Genomic DNA, 21,304 nt, shown 5'->3' on the forward strand with positions numbered 1-21,304 from the left:
GTCAGCCGAGGTCGGGGATCCGCCAGTCGATCGGGTCGTGCCCCTGCGCGGCGACCGCTTCGTTGATCTGCGTGAAGGGGCGCGAACCGAAGAACTTCTTCGCGGACAGCGGCGAGGGGTGCGCGCCCTTCACGACGGCGTGGCGCTCCTCGTCGATGAGCGGGAGCTTCTTCTGGGCGTAGTTCCCCCACAGGACGAAGACGGCGGGGTCGGGGCGCTCGGCCACCGCGCGGATCACGGCGTCGGTGAACTTCTCCCAGCCCTTGCCCTTGTGGGAGTTGGCCTCACCGGCGCGGACCGTGAGGACCGCGTTCAGGAGCAGGACGCCCTGCTCGGCCCACGGCATCAAGTAGCCGTTGTCCGGCACGGGGTGGCCGAGCTCCGCCTGCATCTCCTTGTAGATGTTCCTCAGGGAGGGCGGGGTCTTCACGCCGGGGCGCACGGAGAAGCACAGGCCGTGGCCCTGGCCCGCGCCGTGGTAGGGGTCCTGGCCGAGGACCAGGACCTTCACGCGCTCGTAGGGCGTCGCCTCGAGAGCGGCGAAGACCTCCTCGCGCGGAGGGTAGACGGGGCCCGTCGCCCGCTCCCGCTCGACGAACTCGGTGAGCTCCTTGAAGTAGGGCTTCTGGAGCTCCTCGCCGAGGACTCCGCGCCAGGACGCGGGCAGCATGGCGATGTCGGTCACGTCAACAACCTCCGGTGTGCGGTCACTTCTCACGGAAGAACCTACCGGCGCCCACTGACAATCGGACCGGCGCCCTGTTTCCCCTGGTCCGGCCGCCTCTCCCCGACCGGTCGGCCCTGCTACCAGCTCGTCTTGCGCTGGAGTTCCCACATCATCATGATCGCCGAGGGGTCGAGGGCGCGCTCGCCGCCCGCTATCTCCTCGCTGGACATGATGTACTGCTTGCCCTGCCAGAGCGGAAGCAGCCTGACGTCCTCGACGAGGATCTCCTGGGCCCGCTCGAAGTCGTCGATCACCGCGCCCCGGTCGGTCTCCCTGCGCTCGCGCGGCAGCACCTCGTCGGTGATCTCCTTGGACAGGTACGGCATGTTGTGCACGTTCTTCGGGCCGACGAACGGCGCGATGTAGTTGTCCGCGTCGGGGAAGTCCGGGAACCATCCGCGTCCGAAGACCGGGTATTCGCCCTTGCTGTAGCCGTCCTGGAACTCGGTCCACGGGCGGCTCTTGAGCGTGATCCGGAAGAGCCCGGACGCCTCGAGCTGCCGTTCGATCTCGGCGAACTCCGGCGCGGTGGCCGATCCGTAGCGGTCGCTGGTGTACCAGAGCGTGAGCGGGACGGGCGCGGTGATCCCGGCGTCGGTGAGGATCTTCCTGGCCTTGGCCGTGCTGGGGTTGCCGTAGTCGTCGAAGAACCCGGTGGCGTGGCCCGTGAGGCCCCTGGGCACCATCGAGTAGAGCGGCTCGACGGTGTCCTTGTAGATCTTGTGGGCGATGGCGGCCCGGTCGACGAGCTGTGCGAAGGCCTGCCGGACCGGGAGCTTGCGCGCCCAGGGGTCCTTGGTGTTGAACACCAGGTAGCGGATCTCGGTGCCCGCGCCCTCGACGAGTTCGATGTCCTGCTCGCGCCGGCCCCTGTTCTGCATGGCGACGATGTCCTCGGCGGCCAGGCCGCGGAAGGTGACGTCGATCTGCTTCTTCTTGAGGGCGTCGACCATCGCCGACGACTTCTTGAAGTAGCGGATGGTGACGGCGTCGTTCTTGACGTCGGCCGCGCCCTTGTAGTTGCTGTTCTTGACCAGCTCGGCCTTCTCGTTGGGGGTGTACGCCTCCAGGGTGTACGGCCCCGAGCCGGTGATCCGGTCGCCCGTGCGGAGCTTGTCCGCCGGGTAGTCGCCGGGATCGACGATCGACATGGCGGGCGCCGACAGCACGAACGGGAACGTCGCGTCCGCCTTCTTGAGGCGGAAGACGACGGTCCGGTCCCCCTTGGTGGTGACCGTGTCGAGCGAGCCGAGCAGCCCCATGGGGCCGCCCTTCACCACACCCTTGGCCTCAAGGGTCCGCATCCGGTCGAAGGAGTACTTGACGGCCGCCGCGTCCAGTGTGTCGCCGTCGGAGAACGTCAGCCCTTCGCGCAGCTCACAGGTGAACACCTTGTTGGAGGCGTCCGAGAACTCGCACGACTCGGCGGCGTCCGGCTCCGGCTCGGTGGCCCCCGAAGGGAAGCTGAGCAGGGTCTGGAAGACGTTCCGGTAGAGCTCCCACGAGCTGTCCCAGGCCTTGGCCGGATCCAGGGTGCTGGGCGCGCTCATCGTGCCGACGGTGATCAGCTCTTCCTCGTCCGGCCCGTCCGAGGGCAGCATCCCGCAGCCGGCCAGCAGGGACATGGACGCGAGCGCCGACACCGGACGCAGACCCCTCATACGCTTCGCAAGGGGAACTTCACTGAACACGCGCACGCTCCTCGATCGGCCATGCCATGGGGTCGGGAGACAATATCGCAGTGCCCCGCCGGGCCAACCCATGGCGCCGACAGGGCACTTGATGCGCGTGTACGTCGCTTTTGGCGGCGTACCCGGTGGTTGTGCGGGCTTCGTCAGCCGACGCCCGCATTGAGGAAGATGCCGCCATCGACCACGAGTGTCTGGCCGGTGATCCAGTCGGACTGGGCGGAGGTGAGGAAGGCGGCCGCACCGCCGATGTCCTCGGGCACGCCGAGCCTGCCGAGCGGGTAGGAGGCGGCGGCCTCCGCCTCACGGCCCTCGTACAGCGCCTGGGCGAACTTGGTCTTGACGACCGCGGGGGCGATGGAGTTCACGCGCACCTTCGGCGCGAACTCGTGCGCCAGCTGGAGGCTGAGGTTGACCATGGCGGCCTTGCTCATTCCGTACGCCCCGATGAAGGGCGAGGCGGAGACGCCGGCGACGGAGGCGATGTTGACGATCGCGCCGCCGTTCTCGCTCTGCCAGGCCCTCCAGGTCTGCTGCGCGAAGCCGAGCGCCGAGATGACGTTGGTCTCGTACACCTTGCGCGCCACGCTGAGGTCGAGTTCGGCGATCGGGCCGAACACCGGGTTCGTACCGGCGTTGTTGATCAGGAAGTCGACCCGGCCGAACGCCTCCATCATGCGCTCGACGGCGACGGCCTGGTGCGCCTCGTCGTGGGCCTTTCCCGCGACGCCGATGACCCGGTCGGAGCCGAGCTTCTCGACGGCTTCCTTGAGGGCGTCCTCGTTGCGTCCGGTGATGCAGACGCGGTCGCCACGGGCGACCAGTGCCTCGGCGATGCCGTAGCCGATGCCGCGGCTCGCGCCGGTGACGAGCGCGGCCTTCCCGCTGTCCCGTACCGCGCCGTCCTGTGCCGCGCTGTCCTGTGCTGCCATGATCTTCGCCTTCCGGGTCAGTTGAGCGGGCCGCCGGCGACGTACATGACCTGCCCGGAGACGAAGCCCGCGTCGTCGCCCGTGAAGAAGGCGATGGCGTTGGCGATGTCCTCGGGGCGGCCGACGCGCTGCACCGGGATCTGCGTGGCGGCGGCGGCCTGGAACTCCTCGAAGTCCATGCCGACGCGGTCGGCCGTGGCCTTGGTCATCTCGGTGACGATGAACCCGGGGGCGACGGAGTTGGCGGTGACGCCGAACTTGCCGAGCTCCTTGGCCAGGGTCTTGGTGAAGCCCTGGAGTCCGGCCTTGGCGGCGGCGTAGTTGACCTGGCCGCGGTTGCCGAGCGCGGAGGACGAGGAGAGGTTCACGATCCGGCCGAAATTCGCGTCCACCATGTGCTTCTGGCAGGCCTTCGACATCAGGAAGGCGCCGCGCAGGTGCACGTTCATGACCGTGTCCCAGTCGCTCGCGCTCATCTTGAAGAGGAGGTTGTCGCGCAGCACACCGGCGTTGTTGACGAGGATCGTCGGCGCGCCGAGCTCCTGGGCGATACGGGCGACCGCGGCCTCGACCTGGGCCTCGTCGGAGACGTCGCAGCCGACCGCGAGCGCCTTGCCGCCGGCCGCGGTGATCCGCTCGACGGTGTCCTTGCAGGCGGCCTCGTCGAGGTCGATGACGGCCACGGCGCGACCCTCGGCGGCGAGCCGTACGGCGGTGGCCGCACCGATGCCTCGCGCTCCTCCGGTCACGACCGCGACACGCTGCTCAGTGGTGGACATGCTGGTTCTCCTCGCCCTTGGGATGCGGCTCTACGGAATGCGGCTCTGATGCTGCTCCACGGTACGCCCCCGGGATGAGCGACCGCTTAGTACCTTCAGCTGGACGAGACGCTAGAAGCCCTGGCACCGGGTGTCAACGGCAGACATGCGAGCTGTGACGCGATACCTCACCAAGCGCTACCTGACCAACAGGTCGAGCAGGCGGTCCACCTCGGCCACGGGATCCGCCGTCAGACCGGTGTGCACGGGGCCCGGCTGCACCACCGTGGAGCGCGGCGCGATGAGCCAGCGGAAGCGGCGCCCCGCGTCGTCGCGCTCCGCCTGGCCCGCGGCCTCGCCGCCCTCGCAGATCCGTTCGACGGCGCGGAGCGCGGCCCGGATGCCCTCGACATCGGCGGCGGGGTCGAGCGCCCGCAGCTTGCCTTCGTCGAGATGGGTGCGGGCGGCCACGTACGCCTTGGCGCGGCAGTAGACCACCACGCCCGCGTTGAACTGCTCGCCGCGCTCCACGCGCGGCACCACGCGCACCAGCGCGTACTCGAAGACGTCCCGCTGCGTCACTTGGTGGCACCCTTCTTCGGCCGCGGCTCGCCGAGGGCGATCCGTTCGTGGATGGTCCCGGCGCGCGGCAGCAGCGCCGACACGTAGGCGCGGCGTACGTCGTCCGGGTTCTCGAAGCCGGGCTCGTCGAGCAGCCACGCGTCGGGCACCTCGGCGGTGACCTCGGTGAGCAGGTCCTCGGTGACGAGCGGGGCGAGTTCGGCGGCGGCCGACGCGATGTCGGGTCCGTAGGGGGCGAGGACGTGGTCGGAGGCGTCGTACGGCTTGGCGGCCGCGGTCTGGGCGGTGCGCCAGTTGTGGTGCCAGATCATGCTGGCGCCGTGGTCGATCAGCCACAGGTCGCCGTGCCACAGGAGGAGGTTGGGATTGCGCCAGGACCGGTCCACGTTGTTGATCAGGGCGTCGAACCAGACGACGCGGCCCGCCTCTGCCGGGGCCACGTCGTGGGCGAGGGGGTCGAAGCCGAGCGCGCCCGAGAGGAAGTCCATGCCGAGGTTGGCACCGCCGCTCGACTTCAGGAGTTCCTGCACCTCCTGGTCGGGTTCGCCGAGGCCGATGACGGGATCGAGCATGATCTGGACGAGCCGCGGCACGCGCAGCCCCAGGCGGCGCGCCAGCTCCCCGCAGATCACCTCGGCGACGAGCGTCTTGCGGCCCTGGCCCGCGCCGGTGAACTTCATGACGTACGTCGCGTACGCGCCGTGGGTGTCGGCGGCCTCTACGACGCCGGGCAGCGATCCGCCCTCCCGCAGGGGCGTGACGTAGCGGACCGCGGTGACTTCGGTGAGCATCGCCCCAGGTTACTTGCGGGGTGGAGCTGTTCGATCACCTTCCCCGGGTGCGCTCTCGGACCGGGCTTCCGTGGAAGTCCTCGGGCGTTTGAACGCGGCGGCGCGCGGGGCCGTACCACCGGGCATGACGACTTCCGATGAACCCTTCTCCCGGCCCCGCCGCCGCACCGTCGTGGCCACGATCGGCGGCGCGGGGCTCGCCGCCGCCCTGACCGCGTGCGGCGCCGACGGTGACAGCGGCGGCGACGACTCCACCGCACCGGCGGGCGCGGAGTCCTCCGGCGGCGACGGGGCCACCGGGACCGTGCTCGCCAGGACGGGGGACATCCCCGTAGGCGGCGGCAAGATCTTCAAGGAGGAAGGAGTGGTGGTCACCCAGCCCACCAAGGGCGAGTTCAAGGCCTTCTCGAACCTCTGCACCCACAAGCGGTGCCCGGTGACGAGCGTCGAAGGGGGCACCATCAACTGCCCTTGTCACGGCAGCAAGTTCTCCATCGCCGACGGCGGCGTCGAGCAGAAGCCGGCGACCCGTCCGCTGCCGGCGGCCGAGATCTCCGTGGACGGTGACTCGATCCGGCTCGCCTAGACCGTCGGGCCCGCGCCGCACTCCCCTGCCGGAGCGGGCCCGACGAGCAGCGCCACCAGCCGCTCCACCCGCTCCCGGGGACCGGAGGCCCCTCCCCGGCCGGTCATGAGGAGATGGTGGACGGTGCCGACGAGCGCGAGCGCGGCGGCCGCAGTGTCCGTGGCCGCCGCGAGCCGTCCGCGCCGCACCTCGGCGTCCAGGTAGGCGGTGACCGACTCCTCGATGGCCGCGAAGCCGGGCGCGCCCTCGGCCAGGGCCGTGCGGATCCGCAGAGCCGCGTCCGCGCGCGTCATGGCCAGGCCCACGACGGCGGGGTCCAAGGAGCCCAGCAGGGCCAGCGCGACCGAGGTGAGGTTCTCCGCCACGGTCGACCGGCCCGCCAGGGCCGGGAGTTCGGCGGCCCGGCGCGCGGTGCGGGCGAAGCGGTCGAGGACCAGCTCCGCGACGAACGCGTCAAGGCCTTCGAAGTGCGTGTGCAGCACCCCCTTGGCGCACCCCGCCTCACCTGTGACGGCCCTGCTCGTCAGGGCCGCCGGGCCCTCGCGGGCCAGTACGCGCTCGGCGGCGTCGAACAGCCGCTCGCGCAGGCCGGGGATCGCGACTCCACGCGGTGACATGCACTTCTCCTGCATAAGGGATTGCCGGTTTGGGCGCTCGCCCATACTGTTTGGGCGAGCGCCCATACTAGCCCGGCGCCCCACCGTGGCCAAGGCCACGTCTCCCAGGAGGCAGTCCATGGAGCAGATGGAGCAGACCGCCAACCCCGAGCAGGCGCAGGCATGGAACGGCTACGAAGGCCACCACTGGGCCCGCAACCAAGACCGCTGGGACGCCGTGAACGCGGGCTTCACGGAGCCCCTCCTCACGGCCGCGGTGCTGGTCGGCGGCGACCGCGTCCTGGACGTCGGCTGCGGCGCCGGGGCCACGACCCGGCAGGCCGCGCGGCGGGTGGGCGCAGGCCACGCCCTGGGGCTCGACCTGTCGGGGCCGATGCTGGAGCGCGCCCGGGCCCTCGCCCGTCGAGAAGGGCTCGGCAATGTGGCGTTCGCGCAGGGCGACGCCCAGGTCCACCGCTTCGAGCCGGGCACGTACGACGTCGCGATCAGCCGCTTCGGCGTGATGTTCTTCGGTGACCCGGTCGCCGCGTTCACCAACATCGCGGGAGCCCTGCGCCCCGGCGGCCGCGCCGCCTTCGTCTGCGCCGCCGAGGCCGAGGGCAGCGAGTGGCTCCAGGCCGTGGCGGACCTGCGCGACATCCTGCCGATCGGCGGCTTCGGCGAGCCGGGTGGCCCCGGCATGTTCTCGCTGGCCGACCCGGAGCGCACGCGCGGCATCCTGGCCGCCGCGGGGTTCGTCCGGCTCGGCGTCAGGCACGTGGAGGCGTACGGCGTCTGGGGCCGGGACGCCGACGAGGCGGCCGCCTTCCTGCTGGGCTCCGGCCCCGGCCACCACCTGCTCGCCCAGGTCGGTCCAGCGGAGCAGGAGCGCGCCCGCCGCACCCTGACGGACCTGCTGCGCCCGTACGAGCGTGACGGCGCGCTGCGGCTGCGGAGCACCGCCTGGCTGGTGACGGCCGAACGCCCGCGGTAGCAGGGAGGCCGTGGACCGGCCGACCGGCGCCTACGCCCTGCGCGGCCGCTTCCACACGCCCAGTACGTCCTGTGTGCTCGTGACGGTGGCGACCAGCGTGAGGGTGTTGCGGACCATCGCGGGCGTGTAGTCGGCGGGGACCCCCGCGATGGCGTCGGCGGGCACGACTGCGGTGTAGCCGAGGTTCACCGCGTCGAACACGGCGTTGGGGATCGCGACGTTGGCGGAGACGCCGGTGACGAGGAGGGTGCGGCAGCCGAGGTTGCGCAGCAGCGGGTCGACGCCGGTTCCCGCGAGCGGCGAGAGGCCGTGCAGACGGCGTACGACGAGGTCCTCGTCGGCCACCTCGACGGGCGGCGCGATCCGCACGGCCCTCGTCCCGGAGAGCTGCTGCACGGGCAGCCGCTCGGCGGCGCGGAAGAGCCGTGCGTTGCGGCTGGCGCCGCGCCCGTCGGGACGCCGCTCGGCGACCGCGTGCACGACCTGGACGCCGCTGTGGTGGGCCGCGATCACCAGCCGCGCGACATTGGCGAGGGCGCCGGACGACCGTGCCTCCTCGGCGAGTTCGGGCAGCGCGCTCTCGGTGCCCACGACGCCCTGCTGGCACTCGACGGTCAGCAGGACGGTGGTGGCCGGGTGGAGGATCTCCCTGAGCTGTTCGTACGACGGCATGGCTCCCCCTGTCGCGGACGTCCGGAGCGGTCGGCCCCCGGCGGCGGCCGGTGCCGGAATCCGCGCGAGGCTAACGGCCATTGCGTCACGAAGGAAGAGCCCGCATGCTCTCCTGACGCACAGTCAGATACGGATTATGGGTACGCGCCACGCCACATCACTCGGGAGGACACATGACCGCCACACAGCGCCGGGGCCGCAGGATCATGATGACGCCGGACGAACTCGACGCGTTCCTCTCCACGGAGCGCACCTGCCGGGTGGCGACGGTCTCCGCCGACGGCGCCCCGCACGCCAGCACGCTCTGGTTCGCCTGGGACGGCAGGTCGTTGTGGCTCTATTCGATCACCCGCAGCAAGCGCTGGGCCGATCTGCGCCGGGATCAGCGGATCGCCGTGGTGATCGACGCGGGCGAGGAGTACGGCGAGCTGCGCGGCGTCGAGCTGTCCGGCACCGCGGAATTCGTCGGGGAGTCCCCGCGCACGGGTGAGCCGTGCCCCGAACTCGACGTCCCTGAGCGGCTGTTCGCCCGCAAGCTGTTCGGCCTGGACGAGATGCCGCACGACGGCCACCACGCGTGGATCCGGCTCACGCCGGACGCGATCGCCTCCTGGGACTTCCGCAAGCTGGCGGGGCTTTAGGCGGAGCGTCAGGTGGGGCTTGCTTTGGGGGGCGCCGGGGGGCTCGCGCCGGGAGGCCTAGCGGAGGCCCGCTCCGGCCGCCCGCAGCGCCTCCGCCGCGGCCCTGACCGACGGGCGGCGGTCCGCGTCCGCCCGCCACACCACGTATACGTGGCGCCGCACCCGGTGCCGCACCGGGACCGTGCGCACCCCGGCCGGCATCGGGTCGCGCCCCAACTGCGGGGCCACGCAGACGCCGAGGCCGGCCGCGACCAGGGCGAGCTGGGTGTGGTGCTCCTCGGCGCGGTGCGCGATGCGCGGTTCGATGCCCTTGCCGCGCAGCGTGAACATCAGCCACTCGTGGCAGAACTCGCCCTCCGCCCAGGTGATCCACTCGTCGTCCGCGAACTCCTCCAGATCCACTTCGGAGCGGTCCGCGAGGGGATGCGCGGCGGGCATCGCGATGTCGGCGGGATCGTCCAGGAGCGGCGCCTTGATCAGGCCGTCCGGGATCGGCAGCGGTTTGTTGTACCAGTCGAGGACGACCGCCATGTCGATGTCGCCGCGGACCACGGCCGACACCCCGGGCGACGGCTCCAACTCGTGACAGCCGACCCGCAGCCCCGGATGCTCGGCGCGCAGTGCGGCGAGCGTGGCGGGCAGCAGGCCGCGCATGGCCGTGGGGAACGCCGAGATCCGCAGCTCGCCGACCGCCTTGCCGCGCTGCTCCTCCAGGTCGGCCTGGGCGAGCGCCACCTGCGACAGGATCCGCGCGGCGTGCTCGGCGAGCAGCCGCCCCGCGTCGGTCAGGCGTACGCCCCGGCCGTTCTTGGCCAGGAGCTGCTGGCCGACCTCCCGCTCCAGCTTCGTCATCTGCTGCGACACGGCGGAGGTCGTGACGTGCAGGCCCGCGGCGGCTCCGCTGACCGAGCCGTGCCGGGCGAGGGCGTCGAGTGTGCGCAGGCGCTCCAGGTTCAGCATGGGCAGGACTCCGGGGATGAGGGGCTGGGGTCGGGGCGGGACGGAAGGGAAACCCACCCTCGACACATAAGCGATGCTACGCGATACCGCGCAACAAATATCGCTTGTGCTACGAGATCATCGGGGCCCATCGTGGAACCCATGAGTACCCCGCCCCCACGCTCCCGCACGGCCGCCGCCACCGCCGCACCCTCGGCGCGACCGCCCGGCCGCCCCGCTCTCGACTGGCGTCTCCGCTTCGGCATCCTCTCGCTGATCTGGGGTTTCAGCTTCCTGCTGATCAAGGTGGGCACGGAGGCGTACGCACCCTTCCAAGTGACTCTGGGGCGGTTGGTGTTCGGCACGGCCGTGGTCGCGGCCGTACTCGTCGTGAAGCGGGAGCGGCTGCCGCGCGGGGCACGGACCTGGCTGCACCTGGCGGTGGCTGCGCTGTTCCTCAACGCCCTGCCGTTCTCCCTCTTCGCGTACGCGGAGCTGACGATCCCCTCGACGCTCGCCGGGATCTGCAACGCGACGTCGCCACTGTGGGGCATGGCCCTGTCGCTCGTCGCGCTCTCCGAGGACCGCCCGACCCGGCGCCGCGTCGCGGGCCTGGGCATCGGCTTCTTCGGGGTGCTCACGGTGCTGGGCGCCTGGCAGGGCTTCAGCGGTCTCGACGTCACCGGCACGGTACTGGCGCTGCTCGCCTCGCTCAGCTACCCGATCGGCTGGATCTACGTCCGCCGCACCCTGGCCGGTGCGGGCCACTCGAACCTCTCCCTGACGGGCGCGCAGTTGCTGCTGGCGACGGTCGAACTGGCCGTGGTCACCCCGCTGTTCACCTCGATGCCGACGAGTTTCCCGGTCGTGCCGCTGCTGGCGATCGTGGCGCTGGGCGCCCTCGGCACGGGGCTCGCCTTCCTGTTGCAGTACGCCCTGGTCTCCGAGGTCGGCCCGACCACCGCCCAGATGGTCACGTACTTCGTCCCGGTCATCGCGACCGCCGCGGGCGTGGCCGTGCTCGGCGAGTCCCTGAGCTGGTCGACGCCGGTCGGCGCGGTGATCGTCCTGGCGGGCGCGGCACTCACCCAGTCCCGACCACGCGCGACGCCACCCCAGCTGGACGCGCACCCCAGCCGCCCCCCGAACCACGCGTCCCACCACTGAACGACCACCAGGGGCGCGGGGAACTGCGCGAGCAACCACACACAACCCGCACACGCCAAAGCACAAACCCCGGCAGACACAACCGCGCCCCAACGCCGCCCCCGTCACCCCGTCACCCGCAACCCCCGTCACCCATAACGCCGCGCCGGCACGGACCCCACCGCCGAGGCCACCGCATCCGCCAGCGGGACGATGTCCTCCCCGGTAAGCGCCGCAACGGTGACGCGGACCCCGGGCGGCGCGCTCAGCCGGAACCGCGCCCCCGGAGCGACGGCCCACCCGGCGTGCAACAGCCGGGCCACCGCCCCGGTCTCGTCCGGCACCGGCACCCATACGTTCATGCCACTACGCCCCCGCGCCGGTACGCCCCGCTCGGCGAGCGCCGCGATCAGCGCGTCCCGCCGGCGCGCGTACGACGCCGCCACCACCGCGGGGTCGACCGCGCCGCCCTCCCAGAGCCGCACCACGGCACGCTGGAGCAGCAGGCTCACCCAGCCGGGGCCGAGCCGCTGCCGCCCCTGCACCCGGTCGACGGTGACGGGATCCCCGGTCAGCACGGCGAGCCGCAGGTCGGGACCGTACGCCTTGGCGGTCGAGCGCACCAGGGCCCAGCTGTACGTCGCCCCGGCGAGCGGGTGCAGCGGCAGGTCGACGATGCCGTGGCCGTGGTCGTCCTCGATGAGCAGCGTCTCCTTGTGCGCGGCGAGCACCTTCCGCAGGGCACGCGCGCGTGGAGCGCTGACAGCGGCGCCGGTGGGATTCTGCGCCCGGTCGGTCACGACGACCGCACGGGCGCCTTCGGTGAGGGCCCGCTCCACGGCGGCGGGCAGCGGCCCCTCGTCGTCCACCGGAACCGGCACCGCCCGCAGCCCGCTGGCCGACACGAGGTCGAACAGGCTGCCCCACCCCGGGTCCTCGACGGCCACCGCGTCGCCGGGCTTGAGATGGGCGGCGAGCACCCGCTCGATGGCGTCGAGCGCTCCTGAGGTGACGGCGACGGGCCCGGCCGGGACGCCCTCGGCCTCGAAGGCCAGGCGCACGTACCGTTCGAGTCCGGGGTCGACGGCGCCTTCTCCGTAGAGGACCGGTTTCGCGTCGCTCTCTGCCGCGGCCGCCGCGAACGCCTCGGCGAGCGGGGGCAGCAGCTGCGTGTCGGGGTTGCCTTTGGAGACGTTCCGCACGCCCGGGGGCGCGTCCACCCGGATCAATTCGCGGGCGGTCGTGGCGGGCTTCGGCCGGACGCGGCTGCCGCGCCGCCCGGCCGTCTCGATGACCCCGCGCTCGCGCAGCGTGCGATAGGCGGCTGCCACGGTATTGGGATTCACCCCGAGCCGCGCCGCCAACTCCCGCATCGGCGGCAGCAGTTGCCCCGGCTCCAGACCGCCGTCACCGACAGCACGCTCCACGCTGGCAGCGATATCAGCTGCGCGCCGACCTGTGATCCGATACTCTCCTAGCACAAAACGCAGTATGCACTAGTACAAACAAAACAGCAACGCCACACCGCCGACCCGCGCGGGCGGGGGCGCGGCACACGGACCAGCAGGGAGAGGCCATGCAGACGACGCCGACCACCACGGACACCGCTTCACCGGAGAGCGCCGCCTACGTACCCACCGACCGCACCGTCCCCACCCGCTCCCGGGAGCGGGCTTCGTACGACCGCGAGACGGTGCACGCGATACTCGACGAGGCCTACGTCTGCCATCTCGGTTTCGTACGCGACGGCTCCCCCGTCGTGCTGCCGACCCTCTACGGCCGCGTGGGCGAGCGCCTGTACGTGCACGGCTCGACGGGGTCCCGCCCCCTGCGCATGGCCGGCGCCTCCGGGGAGGGGCAGGAGGACCCGGGCCTCGAGGTCTGCCTGACCGTCACCCACGTCGACGGCCTCGTCCTGGCCCGCTCCGCCTTCCACCACTCGATCAACTACCGCTCCGTGGTGGTCCACGGCATCGCCCACCAGGTCACGGACCCGGAGGAAAAGCGGGCCGCCCTGGACGCGCTCGTCGACCACGTCGTGCCGGGCCGCTCCTCCGATTCGCGCCCCGCCAACGCCAAGGAGCTCGCGGCGACCGCCGTGCTCCGCCTCGATCTGAACGAGGTGTCCGCGAAGGCCCGCACCGGCGGCCCGAACGACGAGCCCGAGGACCTGGACCTCCCCTACTGGTCGGGCGTCGTCCCGCTGCGCAAGGGCCACGACGCCCTGATCCCCTCCGCCGACCTCGCGCCCGGCATCGAAGTCCCCGACTACCTGGTGGAGCTGTAGTGCTGATCCACCCTTGGGACGCCCCCCGCACCGACACCGAGTGGCAACAGTGGCTCGCCGCCCACGACTTCGGCCAGCTCGCCGTGAACGGCCTGCCGGGAGAACCGCCGCATGTCCAGCCGATGCACTTCGCGTACGAGGCCGACCACGGCGAGCACGGCAGGGTGCTGACCCATCTGGCCCGCCCCAATCCGCTGTGGCAGGCCGTGGAGAGCGACCCCGAAGTGCTCCTGAGCGTGGTCGACGACTACGTGTTCGTGCCCGGCCCCTGGCAGGCCGCCCCGCAGGACCCCGCCGAGCACGGCGTGCCCACCAGCTTCTACGCCGCCGTCCAGCTGCGCTGCACCGCACGCGTGGTCGACGACCCCGCGGAGAAGGCCGACATCCTGAACCGCCAGGTCGGGCGCTTCCAGCCGGAGGGCGGCTCCGCACGGGCGGCGGCCGGGGAGGCGCCGTACGGCCGCATGCTCTCGGGCATCCGCGCGCTCTGCCTCGAAGTGACCGACGTACGGGCGAAGTTCAAGTACGCGACCCACAAGCCGGCGGAGGTGCGGGAGCGCATCGCCGCGGGGCTGGCCGAGCGGGGCGGGCCCGGCGACGCGGCCGCCCTGGCGCACCATCTGCGCCGCCGCGAGGCCTAGCCGGGGCCGGGGCGGGCCGCCTGCCGCCCCGAACCCCCGTGAGCGGCAGGCGGACCCGCGACGGCTACACCGGCGCCGCTTCCCTGCGCGCCGCCACCACGCTCCGCGTCTCGGCGACCGCGAGTCCCGTCACCGCGGCCAGCATCAGCACCGTGCCCGCGACCGTCGCCACCGTCAGCGCCTCACCGAGCAGGGCGACCGCGATGACGGCGGCGCTGACCGGCTCCAGGAGCGTGATGACGGAGACGGTCGCGGACCGCACGACGGCCGCCCCGGCGAAGTACAGCGTGTACGCGACCGCTGTCGGCACAGCCGCGATGTACAGCAGATAGACGCCCACGCGCGCGGGTTCGGCGGTGTGCGGCACCAGGCCCTCGGCCCCGGCGAGCGGCAGCAGGCAGAGCGCGACGACGGCGAACGACCAGACCGTGGTGTCGGACGAGTCGGCGCCGCCGTCCCGGCCCCACCGCCGCGTGACGAGCGTCATCGCCGCGTACGCGGCCGCGGAGACGAGCCCCCAGGCCACGCCCACCGGCCGGACGGTCGCGCCCCCGCCGCCGAGGACGAGCACCACGAGCCCGGCCAGGGCGCCCACGACGGCGACGGCCCCGCCGCGCCCGAGCCGCTCCCCGAGGGCGAGCCGTGCGCCGAGGGCGATGAGGACGGGCCCCGACCCCATGGTGAGGACCGTGCCCACGGCCAGGCCGGTGGTCTGGACGGCCGCGAAGTAGGCCGTCTGGAAGACCGTGAGGGCGACGCCGGTCACGACGATCCGGCGGATCCTGCGGCTCAGCGGCTCGGTGGTCGGCTCGTACGTGTTCGCGCGGCGCGGCCGCACCAGGCGCGCGGCGAGCAGCAGCACGAAGCCGCCCGCGCACCGCCAGAAGGAGAGGCTGACCGGCCCCATGTCGCTGTCCTGGAAGACGAGCGCGGCGGCCGCACCGGCCGTGCCCCAGGCGGTTCCGGCGACGATCAGATAGAAGAGGCCCCGCCCGACGGACAGGCCGAGGACGGCGTTCGACACGGTGGACGTGTGACAGATATTGGACGTGTTGGACACGTGAGTTCTCCGCAGCAGAGAAGGAATGTCTGGCTCCGTCTGCGGGCAGCACCGTTCCGCCCGGCCACTGGCCCGGGCGTGATCCGTGAATGCCCCGCGCTAGGCGGCGGGGGGCGGAAGAACGAGTGCTCGTGCGTACATGATCAGCACACTAGGTCGCGCTGCCGCTGCGCGACAACTCCGTTTCGGCATCCGGGACGCCGCCCTTCACGGAGGGCTCGACGGGCGCCGAGGACTGGGCGATGAACGCGCCCGCGAGGACGACCGCGCCGCCGACGATCTGCGGAGCCGAGAGGTGCTCGCCCAGGATCACCCAGGCCAGCGCGGTCGCGATGACGGCCTCCAGGCAGGCCACGACGCCGGCGACCTGCGGCGAGAGCCTGCGTACGGACAGCACCCCGGTGACGTAGGCGACGACGGTCGCCATGAGCACGATCCAGGCGAGCAGGGCCCAGGCGGGCACGGTCGAGCCGTCCAGGTCCGCGCCGCCCGCGAGCACCGGCCAGTCCATGCCCCACGGGCGGGCGACGACGGTCAGCACGGCGGTCCCGACGAGCAGGCCGTACGCGATGACGCCGAGGGGGTCAGGGGCGTCGGCGCCGGCGTCGCTGCCCTGGTCGGACAGGACGAAGTAGCCGACCTGGCAGCAGGCGGCACCGAGGGCGAGCAGGAGTCCGACGGCGTCGAAGCTCAGCCCCGACCACACCTCGACCACGCACGCGAGGCCGCCGACGGCGAGCACCACGCCGAGGGCGGCCGCACGCGTCACCGGCCGCCGCTGCACGAAGCGGACCCAGCCGAGGACCAGCGCGGGAGCGAGGTACTCGATCAGGAGCGCGACCCCGACGGGGATCCGGGAGAGCGCGGCGAAGTAGCAGGCCTGGACGCCCGCCACGGCGAGCAGACCGAATCCGGCGAGCAGCGCGGGCCTGCGCCGCGGCAGGTCACGGTGGCGCCAGGCCACGGGCAGCATCACCAAGGCGGCGCCCGCCACCCTCAGCCACACCACGTGCAGGGGGTCCAGGCCGGCTTCGATCAGCGGTTTCGCCGCGACACCGGAGCCGCCGAAGGCGACCGCCGATACGAGGGCGAGCCCGAGCCCCAGACCACGGCCACGGCCCGGGTCGCTCCGGCCTCCGCGGCTCTCCTGAACCCCGCGGCTCGCCCGACTGCCGTGACTCACCTGACTCGTCTGACTCCCCTGGGACGCTTGCACCGGCACATCATGGCAGGAGGTGTCATGAGCGTCATCCCGCCTGACCCCTGTCTCACTCAGCGGACGCCGGGGCCCACCAGAGGGACGCGTCGCAGGTCCGGCGGGTGCGGATCAGCGCCCTGAGCTGTGACCGCCCGCGAACCCGTGGCCCCCTGAGGCGTACTGACGGCACCCCGCCTCGACGCGCTGAAGCAGCGTCTCGACGTCGACTCCGGCGCGCCCCAGGACCTCGACCGCCCGGCACTCCGGGTCGGCGGTGAGCCCGGCGAGCAGGTCCATGCCGAGGGCGCGCGGGTCCTCGCGCGACTCGGCGCGCTCCAGCGCCACGTCCATCGCGGAGAGCGCGGCGGGCGACCAGCCCGCCTCCTGCACGGACCCCACCACGGGCACGGCGCCCGAGTCCTCGACGGTGCCCTGCCACTGAAGGCCGTACCCGATGCTGCGCTGCACGAGATAGCCGAGGAGGCGCACGACCTGCGCGCCGTTCTCGAACACGGCGCGCACTTCGGGGTCGGTCTCCAGCAGGGAGTGCAGCAGGTGCGCGGTGTCTATCTGCCGGTCCCCGTCACGCACGGCGCGGCGGCGCGCGCCGGCCACCACCGAGGCCAGCTCGGCGCTGAGTCGCGAGTCGAGTTCTGCTCGGGTCGGGCCGGGGTCGGCTCCCGGCGGGGTACGGCTTTGCACATCTCCCACCACATCAACCACCGCTGGCATATGCATCGGCGGTGGGGAGCATCTTCGCGTCCGACGGAAGTTGGGCACCCGGGCTCTGGTTGTCCTCCTTACGGATGAGATCCGACCACCCCGCCCCCGAGGGGCGCGCGCCGCCCGCCCGGCATCCGCAGGGCAACCCCGGCGCGGTGTCACACGTCTCATAAGCATGGACAGCAGGTGCTGGATGGTCGCCCTGCCGGCGGTCGACGGCAGGCAGTACGTGTACCGGGTGTACGCACCTGACGACGCGCTGCCCGCCGACCTGTTCTGGGACGCCTGGCACTGCCACGACGAGAGTCCGTTCCCGAGGGCGTCGGACCTCTTCGACGCGGCGGTGATCCGCCGGGTCGGCTAGTCCGGCGTATCACCCGGCGCCCTCGCGGACCGCGTGCCGATGACGACCGTGGCGTACAGCTCCTCGTCCTCGACCACCCGCGCCGTCAGGCCCGCCTGTTCGACGGCGGCGACGGCGGCGGGCACCTGCCCCTCGCTCGTCTCGAACAGCAGATGACCGCCGGGCGCCAGCCAACGCGGCGCCCCCGCGGTCACCCGGCGCAGCACGTCGAGCCCGTCGCTGCCGCCGTCGAGCGCCACCCGCGCCTCGTGGACGCGGGCCTCGGCGGGCAGCAGGCCGACTTCGCGGGTGGGTACGTAGGGGACGTTGGCGAGCAGGACGTCGACCCGCCCGCGGAGGGCGCCGGGCAGCGGGTCGTAGAGGTCGCCCTCGTACACCTCTCCCCCGGCGGCCCGGACGTTGCGCCGGGCGCAGCGGACCGCCGCCGGGTCGATGTCGGCGGCGTGCAGCTCGACCCGGTCGAGGCCGGCGGCGAGCGCGGCCCCGAGGGCGCCCGATCCGCAGCACAGGTCGACGACGACGGCTTCGCGCCCGGCGAGCGCGGCGGCCCGGGCGACGAGGAACTCGGTGCGGCGGCGCGGCACGAAGACCCCCGGGTCGACGGCGATCCGCAGACCGCGGAACTCGGCCCAGCCGACGACGTGTTCGAGCGGCAGTCCGCCCGCGCGGCGCTCCACCATGGCGGAGACCTCGGCGGGCGTACGGGCGGTGGAGAGGATCAGCTCCGCCTCGTCCTCGGCGAAGACGCACCCGGCGGCGCGCAACGCCGTGACGACGGCGGCGCGTCGCCCGGAAGAGAGCGCGTGCGAGGGCGAGGACGCGGGGGACGGGGGTGACAGTGAAAGCGAGGGTGACTGCGAGAGGGACGGCTGAGAAGCGGGGAAAGACGACACCGACATGCGAAGAAAACCTTCCGGGATCCCGATGGGGGCTCCCTCGGGTCACCTATGCCGGGTGAACCGCGTGGTCGCGAGGAGGAAGCACCCGACCTGCTACTGCGGTAATGGGTCTCACCTCCAAAGCGCGCCGCCTGCGGCCGTCGCAGGACAGGGGAACAGTACCTCACCTCACACCGTTGCTGCGGCTGTCGCAGCGCACCCGACGAGCCCGACAAGCCCGACGAGAAGGGGTGGCCGCGGCACCTTCACGGAGAACATGAAACTGATGGGCTTCCCCGCCGAAGTCACAAGGACCGGCGCCGCCGTCTCCCTGATGGCGGGCAAGCTGAAGGACTCGGCGACGGCGGCGCTGAACGAGTCGCTGCGGAAATTGGCCGCCCTGATGCTCTGAAGCCCCCGCACACACGGATGAGGCGCCCCACACACACGGTGCGGAGCGCCTCATCCGTGAGAGGGGCCGGCGGCCCCTGTCACCTCAGTCCTCATCGGCGAGGATCAGGTACAGCTTCTTGCGGGCGTCGTTGATGACGGAGACCGCCTTCTCGCGCTGCTCCTTGCTGCCGGTCTTCCAGACCTGGCCGAACGCCTCCATCAGACCGAAGCCGGCCTGCCGGATCTCGTTCAGCGTGTCCCAGTCGACCCCGCGCCCGGCCTCTTCCCAGGGAGCCTCGGGCCCCTCCTCGGCGGCCTCGCGACCGGCGTCGGTGAGCGAGAAGAGCTTCTTGCCGCCCTCGCTCGCGCTGCTGATCAGCCCCTCGTCCTCCAGGAGCTGGAGGGTCGGGTAGACCGAACCGGGGCTGGGCTTCCACGCCCCGCCGCTGCGCCCGGCGATCTCCTGGATCATCTCGTAGCCATGCATGGGGCGGTCCTTCAGCAGCGCCAGGATTGAGGCGCGCACGTCGCCGCGGCGCGCCTGGCCCGCGGGCCGCCCCGCCCGCCGCGACCACCCCAGGGACCACTGGGGCCACCGGGCCCGCCGGGCCCCCCGAAGCCGGGGCCGAACGGCCCGAACGCCCCGCGCCGCCCTTGCTCGTGCCCATGCCCGAAACCCGGGCCAAAACCGTGGGAACGCATACAGATCACTCCTCGTGTCACATCGGCGATCAATCACGTATCGCTCGCGATGCTTCGACGATATATCGGAAGCGATCGGCTGACAACCCCCTCACGCTCGACCGCCCACGCCGGGCGCACAGGACGCCACCGCAGCCTGCGTCTGCGGTCGGCCTCGGTGACGGGACCCCGGGGGCACGGCCGACGGGGGGCGTGAATGCAGGGCACGACCAAGGCCACCGCCCCAGTCCACTCACCCGCAATTGGCCTTACCGACCCCGCCCAATGCCCCGCTACCGTCAGCGCCATGCCGACTTCACACCGCATCCGCATCGTCGACGCCTTCACCGACCGCCCCTTCGCCGGCAACCCGGCGGGCGTCCTGCTCCTCGACGCCTTCCCCGACGACACCTGGCTCCAGCACGTGGCCAGGGAGGTCAACCACGCCGAGACCGCGTTCGCCCACCGCCTTCCCGAGGGCGGCGAAGCGGACTGGGCGCTGCGCTGGTTCACGCCGGCCACCGAGGTCGATCTGTGCGGCCACGCCACTTTGGCCACCGCCCACGTACTGCACACCACCGGCGCCGCCACCGGCCCCGTCCGCTTCGCCACGCGCGGCGGCGTCCTCACCGCGACCGCGCACGAGGACGGCACCCTCACCCTCGACTTCCCGACCGCCCCGCTCACCGCCACCGAGGTCCCCCCGGGCATCGCCGAAGCCCTGGGCGCCGAGCCGGTCGCCGCGTACGACACGGGCCGCCACATCGGCGACCTGCTGATCGAGCTCGCCGACGAGAAGACGGTGCGGGCACTCACCCCGGACCACAAGGCCCTCGTCCGCCACTCCCAGCGCGGCATCATCGCCACGGCCGGGGCAGAAGACCCCGCACGCGGCTACGACTTCGTCTCCCGCGGCTTCTTCCCCCGCGTCGGCATCGACGAGGACCCCGTGACAGGCAGTGCGCACACGGCCCTCGCCCCCTTCTGGTCCGAGCGCCTGGGCCGCACGGAACTGACCGGCCTCCAGGCCTCCGCCCGCACCGGCCTGGTCCGCACGGAACTGCGCGGCGACCGCACCCTCCTGACGGGCCGCGCGGTCACGGTCATCGAGGGCGAGCTCCTCGCCTGACGGCGCCCCCGCCCTCGTACAGCACGGTGGGGACGTACGAGCAATCGCCCGCGTACGTTCCCACACAGCCGCCCCGGAACCACCCCGCCTCAAGACGGCGTAGGCAGCCACCCCACCTTCCCCGCGAGCAGCGCGTACCCCACGAACGCCCCGATGTCCAGCAGGGAGTGGGCCACGACCAGCGGCCCCACCCGTCCCCACCTGCGGTAGAGCAGGACGAACACCACTCCCATCGCCACGTTCCCGAGGAACCCGCCGATGCCCTGGTACAGGTGGTAGGAGCCGCGCAGCACAGAACTGCCGACCAGCGCGGCCATCGGCGTCCAGCCCAACTGCCCGCATCTGCGCAGCAGATAGCCGACGACGATCACTTCCTCCAGGACCGCGTTCTGTACGGCGGACAGCACGAGGACCGGATACTTCCACCACACGTCGGGCAGCGCCTCCGGCACCACCGTGAGGTTGAAGCCGAACCCGCGGGCCGCGAGGTAGAAGGCGATGCCGAGACTGCCGATCACCGCGGCGATCGCCGTGCCCCTGCCCAGGTCGGGCCACGGCCGCGTCCGGTCGAAGCCGAGCGTCCGCAGGCCCGCCCCCTCCCTCAGCAGCAGATGCGCGACCAGTGCGACCGGCACCAACGCGCTCGCGATGCCGAACAGTTGCCATGCCAGATCAAGCCATGGCCGCCCCGGCGCCTGAGACGCGTTCAACGTCGCCGCCTGGTCCTTCAGACCGCCCGGTCTCGTGACCGATCCGACGAAGCTGATCAGCGCGGACACCCCGCTCGCCCCGAGCGAGAGGGCGAGGACGAGCAACGTCTCGTCCCGCAGAATCCGCCGCGATGGCCCGCCCGTCGGAAAAGAACCGGCCATCGGCCCCGGCTCCGCTTGCACTGACG

Annotated in this window: 23 protein-coding genes and 2 pseudogenes; 9 read left to right on the plus strand and 16 right to left on the minus strand. The window is 72.3% G+C overall.

From position 1 onward, the window contains the following. Window position 1: 1 nt before the first annotated feature. From KKZ08_RS05690 to KKZ08_RS05715, 6 genes are all read right to left on the minus strand, one after another. Window positions 2-685, minus strand: a complete 684-nt coding sequence (locus tag KKZ08_RS05690) for a uracil-DNA glycosylase (RefSeq protein ID WP_223773398.1) — start codon at window positions 683-685, stop codon at window positions 2-4. Between the two features lie 119 nt (window positions 686-804). Beyond that, window positions 805-2,388 (minus strand): ABC transporter substrate-binding protein, encoded by a 1,584-nt coding sequence (locus KKZ08_RS05695; RefSeq protein ID WP_223773399.1) that lies wholly within the window; start codon window positions 2,386-2,388, stop codon window positions 805-807. Window positions 2,389-2,561: 173 nt separating this feature from the next. Next, a complete protein-coding gene (locus KKZ08_RS05700; RefSeq protein WP_223773400.1) occupies window positions 2,562-3,347 on the minus strand; it encodes an SDR family oxidoreductase in 786 nt (261 codons plus the stop codon). A gap of 17 nt (window positions 3,348-3,364) precedes the next feature. Next, window positions 3,365-4,126: a 3-oxoacyl-ACP reductase FabG gene (fabG, locus tag KKZ08_RS05705; protein ID WP_223773401.1), complete on the minus strand. Its 762-nt coding sequence runs from the start codon at window positions 4,124-4,126 to the stop codon at window positions 3,365-3,367. A 177-nt stretch (window positions 4,127-4,303) separates the two neighbouring features. Beyond that, window positions 4,304-4,687 carry a DUF3037 domain-containing protein gene (locus KKZ08_RS05710; protein ID WP_223773402.1) on the minus strand — a complete coding sequence of 128 codons (384 nt, stop codon included), beginning with the start codon at window positions 4,685-4,687 and terminating at the stop codon, window positions 4,304-4,306. Then, window positions 4,684-5,478 carry a HipA family kinase gene (locus KKZ08_RS05715; RefSeq protein ID WP_223773403.1) on the minus strand — a complete coding sequence of 265 codons (795 nt, stop codon included), beginning with the start codon at window positions 5,476-5,478 and terminating at the stop codon, window positions 4,684-4,686. The genes KKZ08_RS05710 and KKZ08_RS05715 overlap by 4 nt, the downstream gene beginning before the upstream one ends. A gap of 124 nt (window positions 5,479-5,602) precedes the next feature. Here KKZ08_RS05715 and KKZ08_RS05720 point away from each other — a divergent pair, with 124 nt between their 5' ends. Next, window positions 5,603-6,064: a Rieske (2Fe-2S) protein gene (locus tag KKZ08_RS05720; RefSeq protein WP_223773404.1), complete on the plus strand. Its 462-nt coding sequence runs from the start codon at window positions 5,603-5,605 to the stop codon at window positions 6,062-6,064. Here the strand turns inward: KKZ08_RS05720 and KKZ08_RS05725 are convergent. Continuing rightward, entirely contained in the window at window positions 6,061-6,681 is a 621-nt protein-coding gene (locus tag KKZ08_RS05725) for a TetR/AcrR family transcriptional regulator (protein WP_223773405.1), read from the minus strand. The two genes, KKZ08_RS05720 and KKZ08_RS05725, sit on opposite strands and share 4 nt — an antisense overlap. Before the next feature lie 127 nt (window positions 6,682-6,808). On the opposite strand from KKZ08_RS05725, the gene KKZ08_RS05730 reads away from it, so the two are divergent. Then, entirely contained in the window at window positions 6,809-7,654 is an 846-nt protein-coding gene (locus tag KKZ08_RS05730) for a class I SAM-dependent methyltransferase (protein ID WP_223778923.1), read from the plus strand. A gap of 30 nt (window positions 7,655-7,684) precedes the next feature. On the opposite strand, the gene KKZ08_RS05735 is transcribed toward KKZ08_RS05730, so the two are convergent. After that, window positions 7,685-8,326 carry a cysteine hydrolase gene (locus KKZ08_RS05735; RefSeq protein ID WP_223773406.1) on the minus strand — a complete coding sequence of 214 codons (642 nt, stop codon included), beginning with the start codon at window positions 8,324-8,326 and terminating at the stop codon, window positions 7,685-7,687. Window positions 8,327-8,499: 173 nt separating this feature from the next. Here KKZ08_RS05735 and KKZ08_RS05740 point away from each other — a divergent pair, with 173 nt between their 5' ends. Further along, a complete protein-coding gene (locus KKZ08_RS05740) occupies window positions 8,500-8,967 on the plus strand; it encodes a pyridoxamine 5'-phosphate oxidase family protein (RefSeq protein WP_223773407.1) in 468 nt (155 codons plus the stop codon). A 57-nt stretch (window positions 8,968-9,024) separates the two neighbouring features. On the opposite strand, the gene KKZ08_RS05745 is transcribed toward KKZ08_RS05740, so the two are convergent. Continuing rightward, a complete protein-coding gene (locus KKZ08_RS05745) occupies window positions 9,025-9,927 on the minus strand; it encodes a LysR family transcriptional regulator (RefSeq protein WP_223773408.1) in 903 nt (300 codons plus the stop codon). 141 nt (window positions 9,928-10,068) lie between these two features. Between KKZ08_RS05745 and KKZ08_RS05750 the strand changes: the two genes are divergently transcribed. Beyond that, window positions 10,069-11,073 (plus strand): DMT family transporter, encoded by a 1,005-nt coding sequence (locus tag KKZ08_RS05750; protein ID WP_223773409.1) that lies wholly within the window; start codon window positions 10,069-10,071, stop codon window positions 11,071-11,073. Between the two features lie 128 nt (window positions 11,074-11,201). Here KKZ08_RS05750 and KKZ08_RS05755 read toward each other — a convergent pair whose 3' ends face one another. Continuing rightward, on the minus strand, window positions 11,202-12,533 hold the full coding sequence (locus KKZ08_RS05755; RefSeq protein ID WP_223773410.1) for an aminotransferase class I/II-fold pyridoxal phosphate-dependent enzyme: 1,332 nt from the start codon (window positions 12,531-12,533) through the stop codon (window positions 11,202-11,204). A 95-nt stretch (window positions 12,534-12,628) separates the two neighbouring features. Here KKZ08_RS05755 and KKZ08_RS05760 point away from each other — a divergent pair, with 95 nt between their 5' ends. Both KKZ08_RS05760 and KKZ08_RS05765 read left to right on the plus strand, forming a co-directional pair. After that, on the plus strand, window positions 12,629-13,339 hold the full coding sequence (locus tag KKZ08_RS05760; RefSeq protein ID WP_223773411.1) for a pyridoxamine 5'-phosphate oxidase family protein: 711 nt from the start codon (window positions 12,629-12,631) through the stop codon (window positions 13,337-13,339). Beyond that, window positions 13,339-13,980, plus strand: coding sequence for an FMN-binding negative transcriptional regulator (locus KKZ08_RS05765; RefSeq protein ID WP_223773412.1), 642 nt, complete (start codon window positions 13,339-13,341; stop codon window positions 13,978-13,980). The genes KKZ08_RS05760 and KKZ08_RS05765 overlap by 1 nt, the downstream gene beginning before the upstream one ends. Window positions 13,981-14,044: 64 nt before the next feature. On the opposite strand, the gene KKZ08_RS05770 is transcribed toward KKZ08_RS05765, so the two are convergent. The 3 genes from KKZ08_RS05770 to KKZ08_RS05780 form a co-directional block, all read right to left on the minus strand. Beyond that, complete coding sequence (locus KKZ08_RS05770) at window positions 14,045-15,004, minus strand: DMT family transporter (RefSeq protein ID WP_223778924.1); 960 nt, start codon at window positions 15,002-15,004, stop codon at window positions 14,045-14,047. A gap of 187 nt (window positions 15,005-15,191) precedes the next feature. Continuing rightward, entirely contained in the window at window positions 15,192-16,145 is a 954-nt protein-coding gene (locus tag KKZ08_RS05775) for an EamA family transporter (RefSeq protein ID WP_223778925.1), read from the minus strand. A 222-nt stretch (window positions 16,146-16,367) separates the two neighbouring features. Continuing rightward, complete coding sequence (locus KKZ08_RS05780; protein WP_223773413.1) at window positions 16,368-16,940, minus strand: Clp protease N-terminal domain-containing protein; 573 nt, start codon at window positions 16,938-16,940, stop codon at window positions 16,368-16,370. A gap of 196 nt (window positions 16,941-17,136) precedes the next feature. On the opposite strand from KKZ08_RS05780, the gene KKZ08_RS05785 reads away from it, so the two are divergent. Beyond that, the gene (locus tag KKZ08_RS05785; protein ID WP_223773414.1) at window positions 17,137-17,325 is read left to right on the plus strand and encodes a hypothetical protein; all 189 of its coding nucleotides are present in this window, start codon (window positions 17,137-17,139) and stop codon (window positions 17,323-17,325) included. Here KKZ08_RS05785 and KKZ08_RS05790 read toward each other — a convergent pair. Continuing rightward, window positions 17,322-18,224 (minus strand): putative protein N(5)-glutamine methyltransferase, encoded by a 903-nt coding sequence (locus KKZ08_RS05790; protein WP_223773415.1) that lies wholly within the window; start codon window positions 18,222-18,224, stop codon window positions 17,322-17,324. The two genes, KKZ08_RS05785 and KKZ08_RS05790, sit on opposite strands and share 4 nt — an antisense overlap. Before the next feature lie 241 nt (window positions 18,225-18,465). Here KKZ08_RS05790 and KKZ08_RS05795 point away from each other — a divergent pair. Then, window positions 18,466-18,615, plus strand: a pseudogene (locus tag KKZ08_RS05795) (SRPBCC family protein); the annotation flags it as partial. Between the two features lie 84 nt (window positions 18,616-18,699). On the opposite strand, the pseudogene KKZ08_RS05800 reads toward KKZ08_RS05795, so the two are convergent. Continuing rightward, window positions 18,700-19,298: pseudogene (locus KKZ08_RS05800) on the minus strand (PadR family transcriptional regulator). 286 nt (window positions 19,299-19,584) lie between these two features. On the opposite strand from KKZ08_RS05800, the gene KKZ08_RS05805 reads away from it, so the two are divergent. After that, window positions 19,585-20,406 carry a PhzF family phenazine biosynthesis protein gene (locus KKZ08_RS05805; RefSeq protein WP_223773416.1) on the plus strand — a complete coding sequence of 274 codons (822 nt, stop codon included), beginning with the start codon at window positions 19,585-19,587 and terminating at the stop codon, window positions 20,404-20,406. 89 nt (window positions 20,407-20,495) lie between these two features. Here the strand turns inward: KKZ08_RS05805 and KKZ08_RS05810 are convergent, their stop codons facing one another. Beyond that, on the minus strand, window positions 20,496-21,299 hold the full coding sequence (locus KKZ08_RS05810; protein WP_223773417.1) for a type II CAAX endopeptidase family protein: 804 nt from the start codon (window positions 21,297-21,299) through the stop codon (window positions 20,496-20,498). Window positions 21,300-21,304 lie beyond the last annotated feature (5 nt).

The sequence above is a fragment of the Streptomyces sp. 135 genome (assembly GCF_020026305.1).
GTDB lineage: Bacteria > Actinomycetota > Actinomycetes > Streptomycetales > Streptomycetaceae > Streptomyces.

Coding starts and splice junctions, on each gene's coding strand:
- KKZ08_RS05695 (WP_223773399.1), bottom strand. CDS start 2,388: ATGAGGGGTCTGCGTCCGGTGTCGGCGCTCGCGTCCATGTCCCTGCTG.
- KKZ08_RS05700 (WP_223773400.1), bottom strand. CDS start 3,347: ATGGCAGCACAGGACAGCGCGGCACAGGACGGCGCGGTACGGGACAGC.
- fabG (WP_223773401.1), bottom strand. CDS start 4,126: ATGTCCACCACTGAGCAGCGTGTCGCGGTCGTGACCGGAGGAGCGCGA.
- KKZ08_RS05715 (WP_223773403.1), bottom strand. CDS start 5,478: ATGCTCACCGAAGTCACCGCGGTCCGCTACGTCACGCCCCTGCGGGAG.
- KKZ08_RS05720 (WP_223773404.1), top strand. CDS start 5,603: ATGACGACTTCCGATGAACCCTTCTCCCGGCCCCGCCGCCGCACCGTC.
- KKZ08_RS05725 (WP_223773405.1), bottom strand. CDS start 6,681: ATGTCACCGCGTGGAGTCGCGATCCCCGGCCTGCGCGAGCGGCTGTTC.
- KKZ08_RS05730 (WP_223778923.1), top strand. CDS start 6,809: ATGGAGCAGACCGCCAACCCCGAGCAGGCGCAGGCATGGAACGGCTAC.
- KKZ08_RS05735 (WP_223773406.1), bottom strand. CDS start 8,326: ATGCCGTCGTACGAACAGCTCAGGGAGATCCTCCACCCGGCCACCACC.
- KKZ08_RS05740 (WP_223773407.1), top strand. CDS start 8,500: ATGACCGCCACACAGCGCCGGGGCCGCAGGATCATGATGACGCCGGAC.
- KKZ08_RS05745 (WP_223773408.1), bottom strand. CDS start 9,927: ATGCTGAACCTGGAGCGCCTGCGCACACTCGACGCCCTCGCCCGGCAC.
- KKZ08_RS05750 (WP_223773409.1), top strand. CDS start 10,069: ATGAGTACCCCGCCCCCACGCTCCCGCACGGCCGCCGCCACCGCCGCA.
- KKZ08_RS05760 (WP_223773411.1), top strand. CDS start 12,629: ATGCAGACGACGCCGACCACCACGGACACCGCTTCACCGGAGAGCGCC.
- KKZ08_RS05785 (WP_223773414.1), top strand. CDS start 17,137: ATGGACAGCAGGTGCTGGATGGTCGCCCTGCCGGCGGTCGACGGCAGG.
- KKZ08_RS05790 (WP_223773415.1), bottom strand. CDS start 18,224: ATGTCGGTGTCGTCTTTCCCCGCTTCTCAGCCGTCCCTCTCGCAGTCA.
- KKZ08_RS05805 (WP_223773416.1), top strand. CDS start 19,585: ATGCCGACTTCACACCGCATCCGCATCGTCGACGCCTTCACCGACCGC.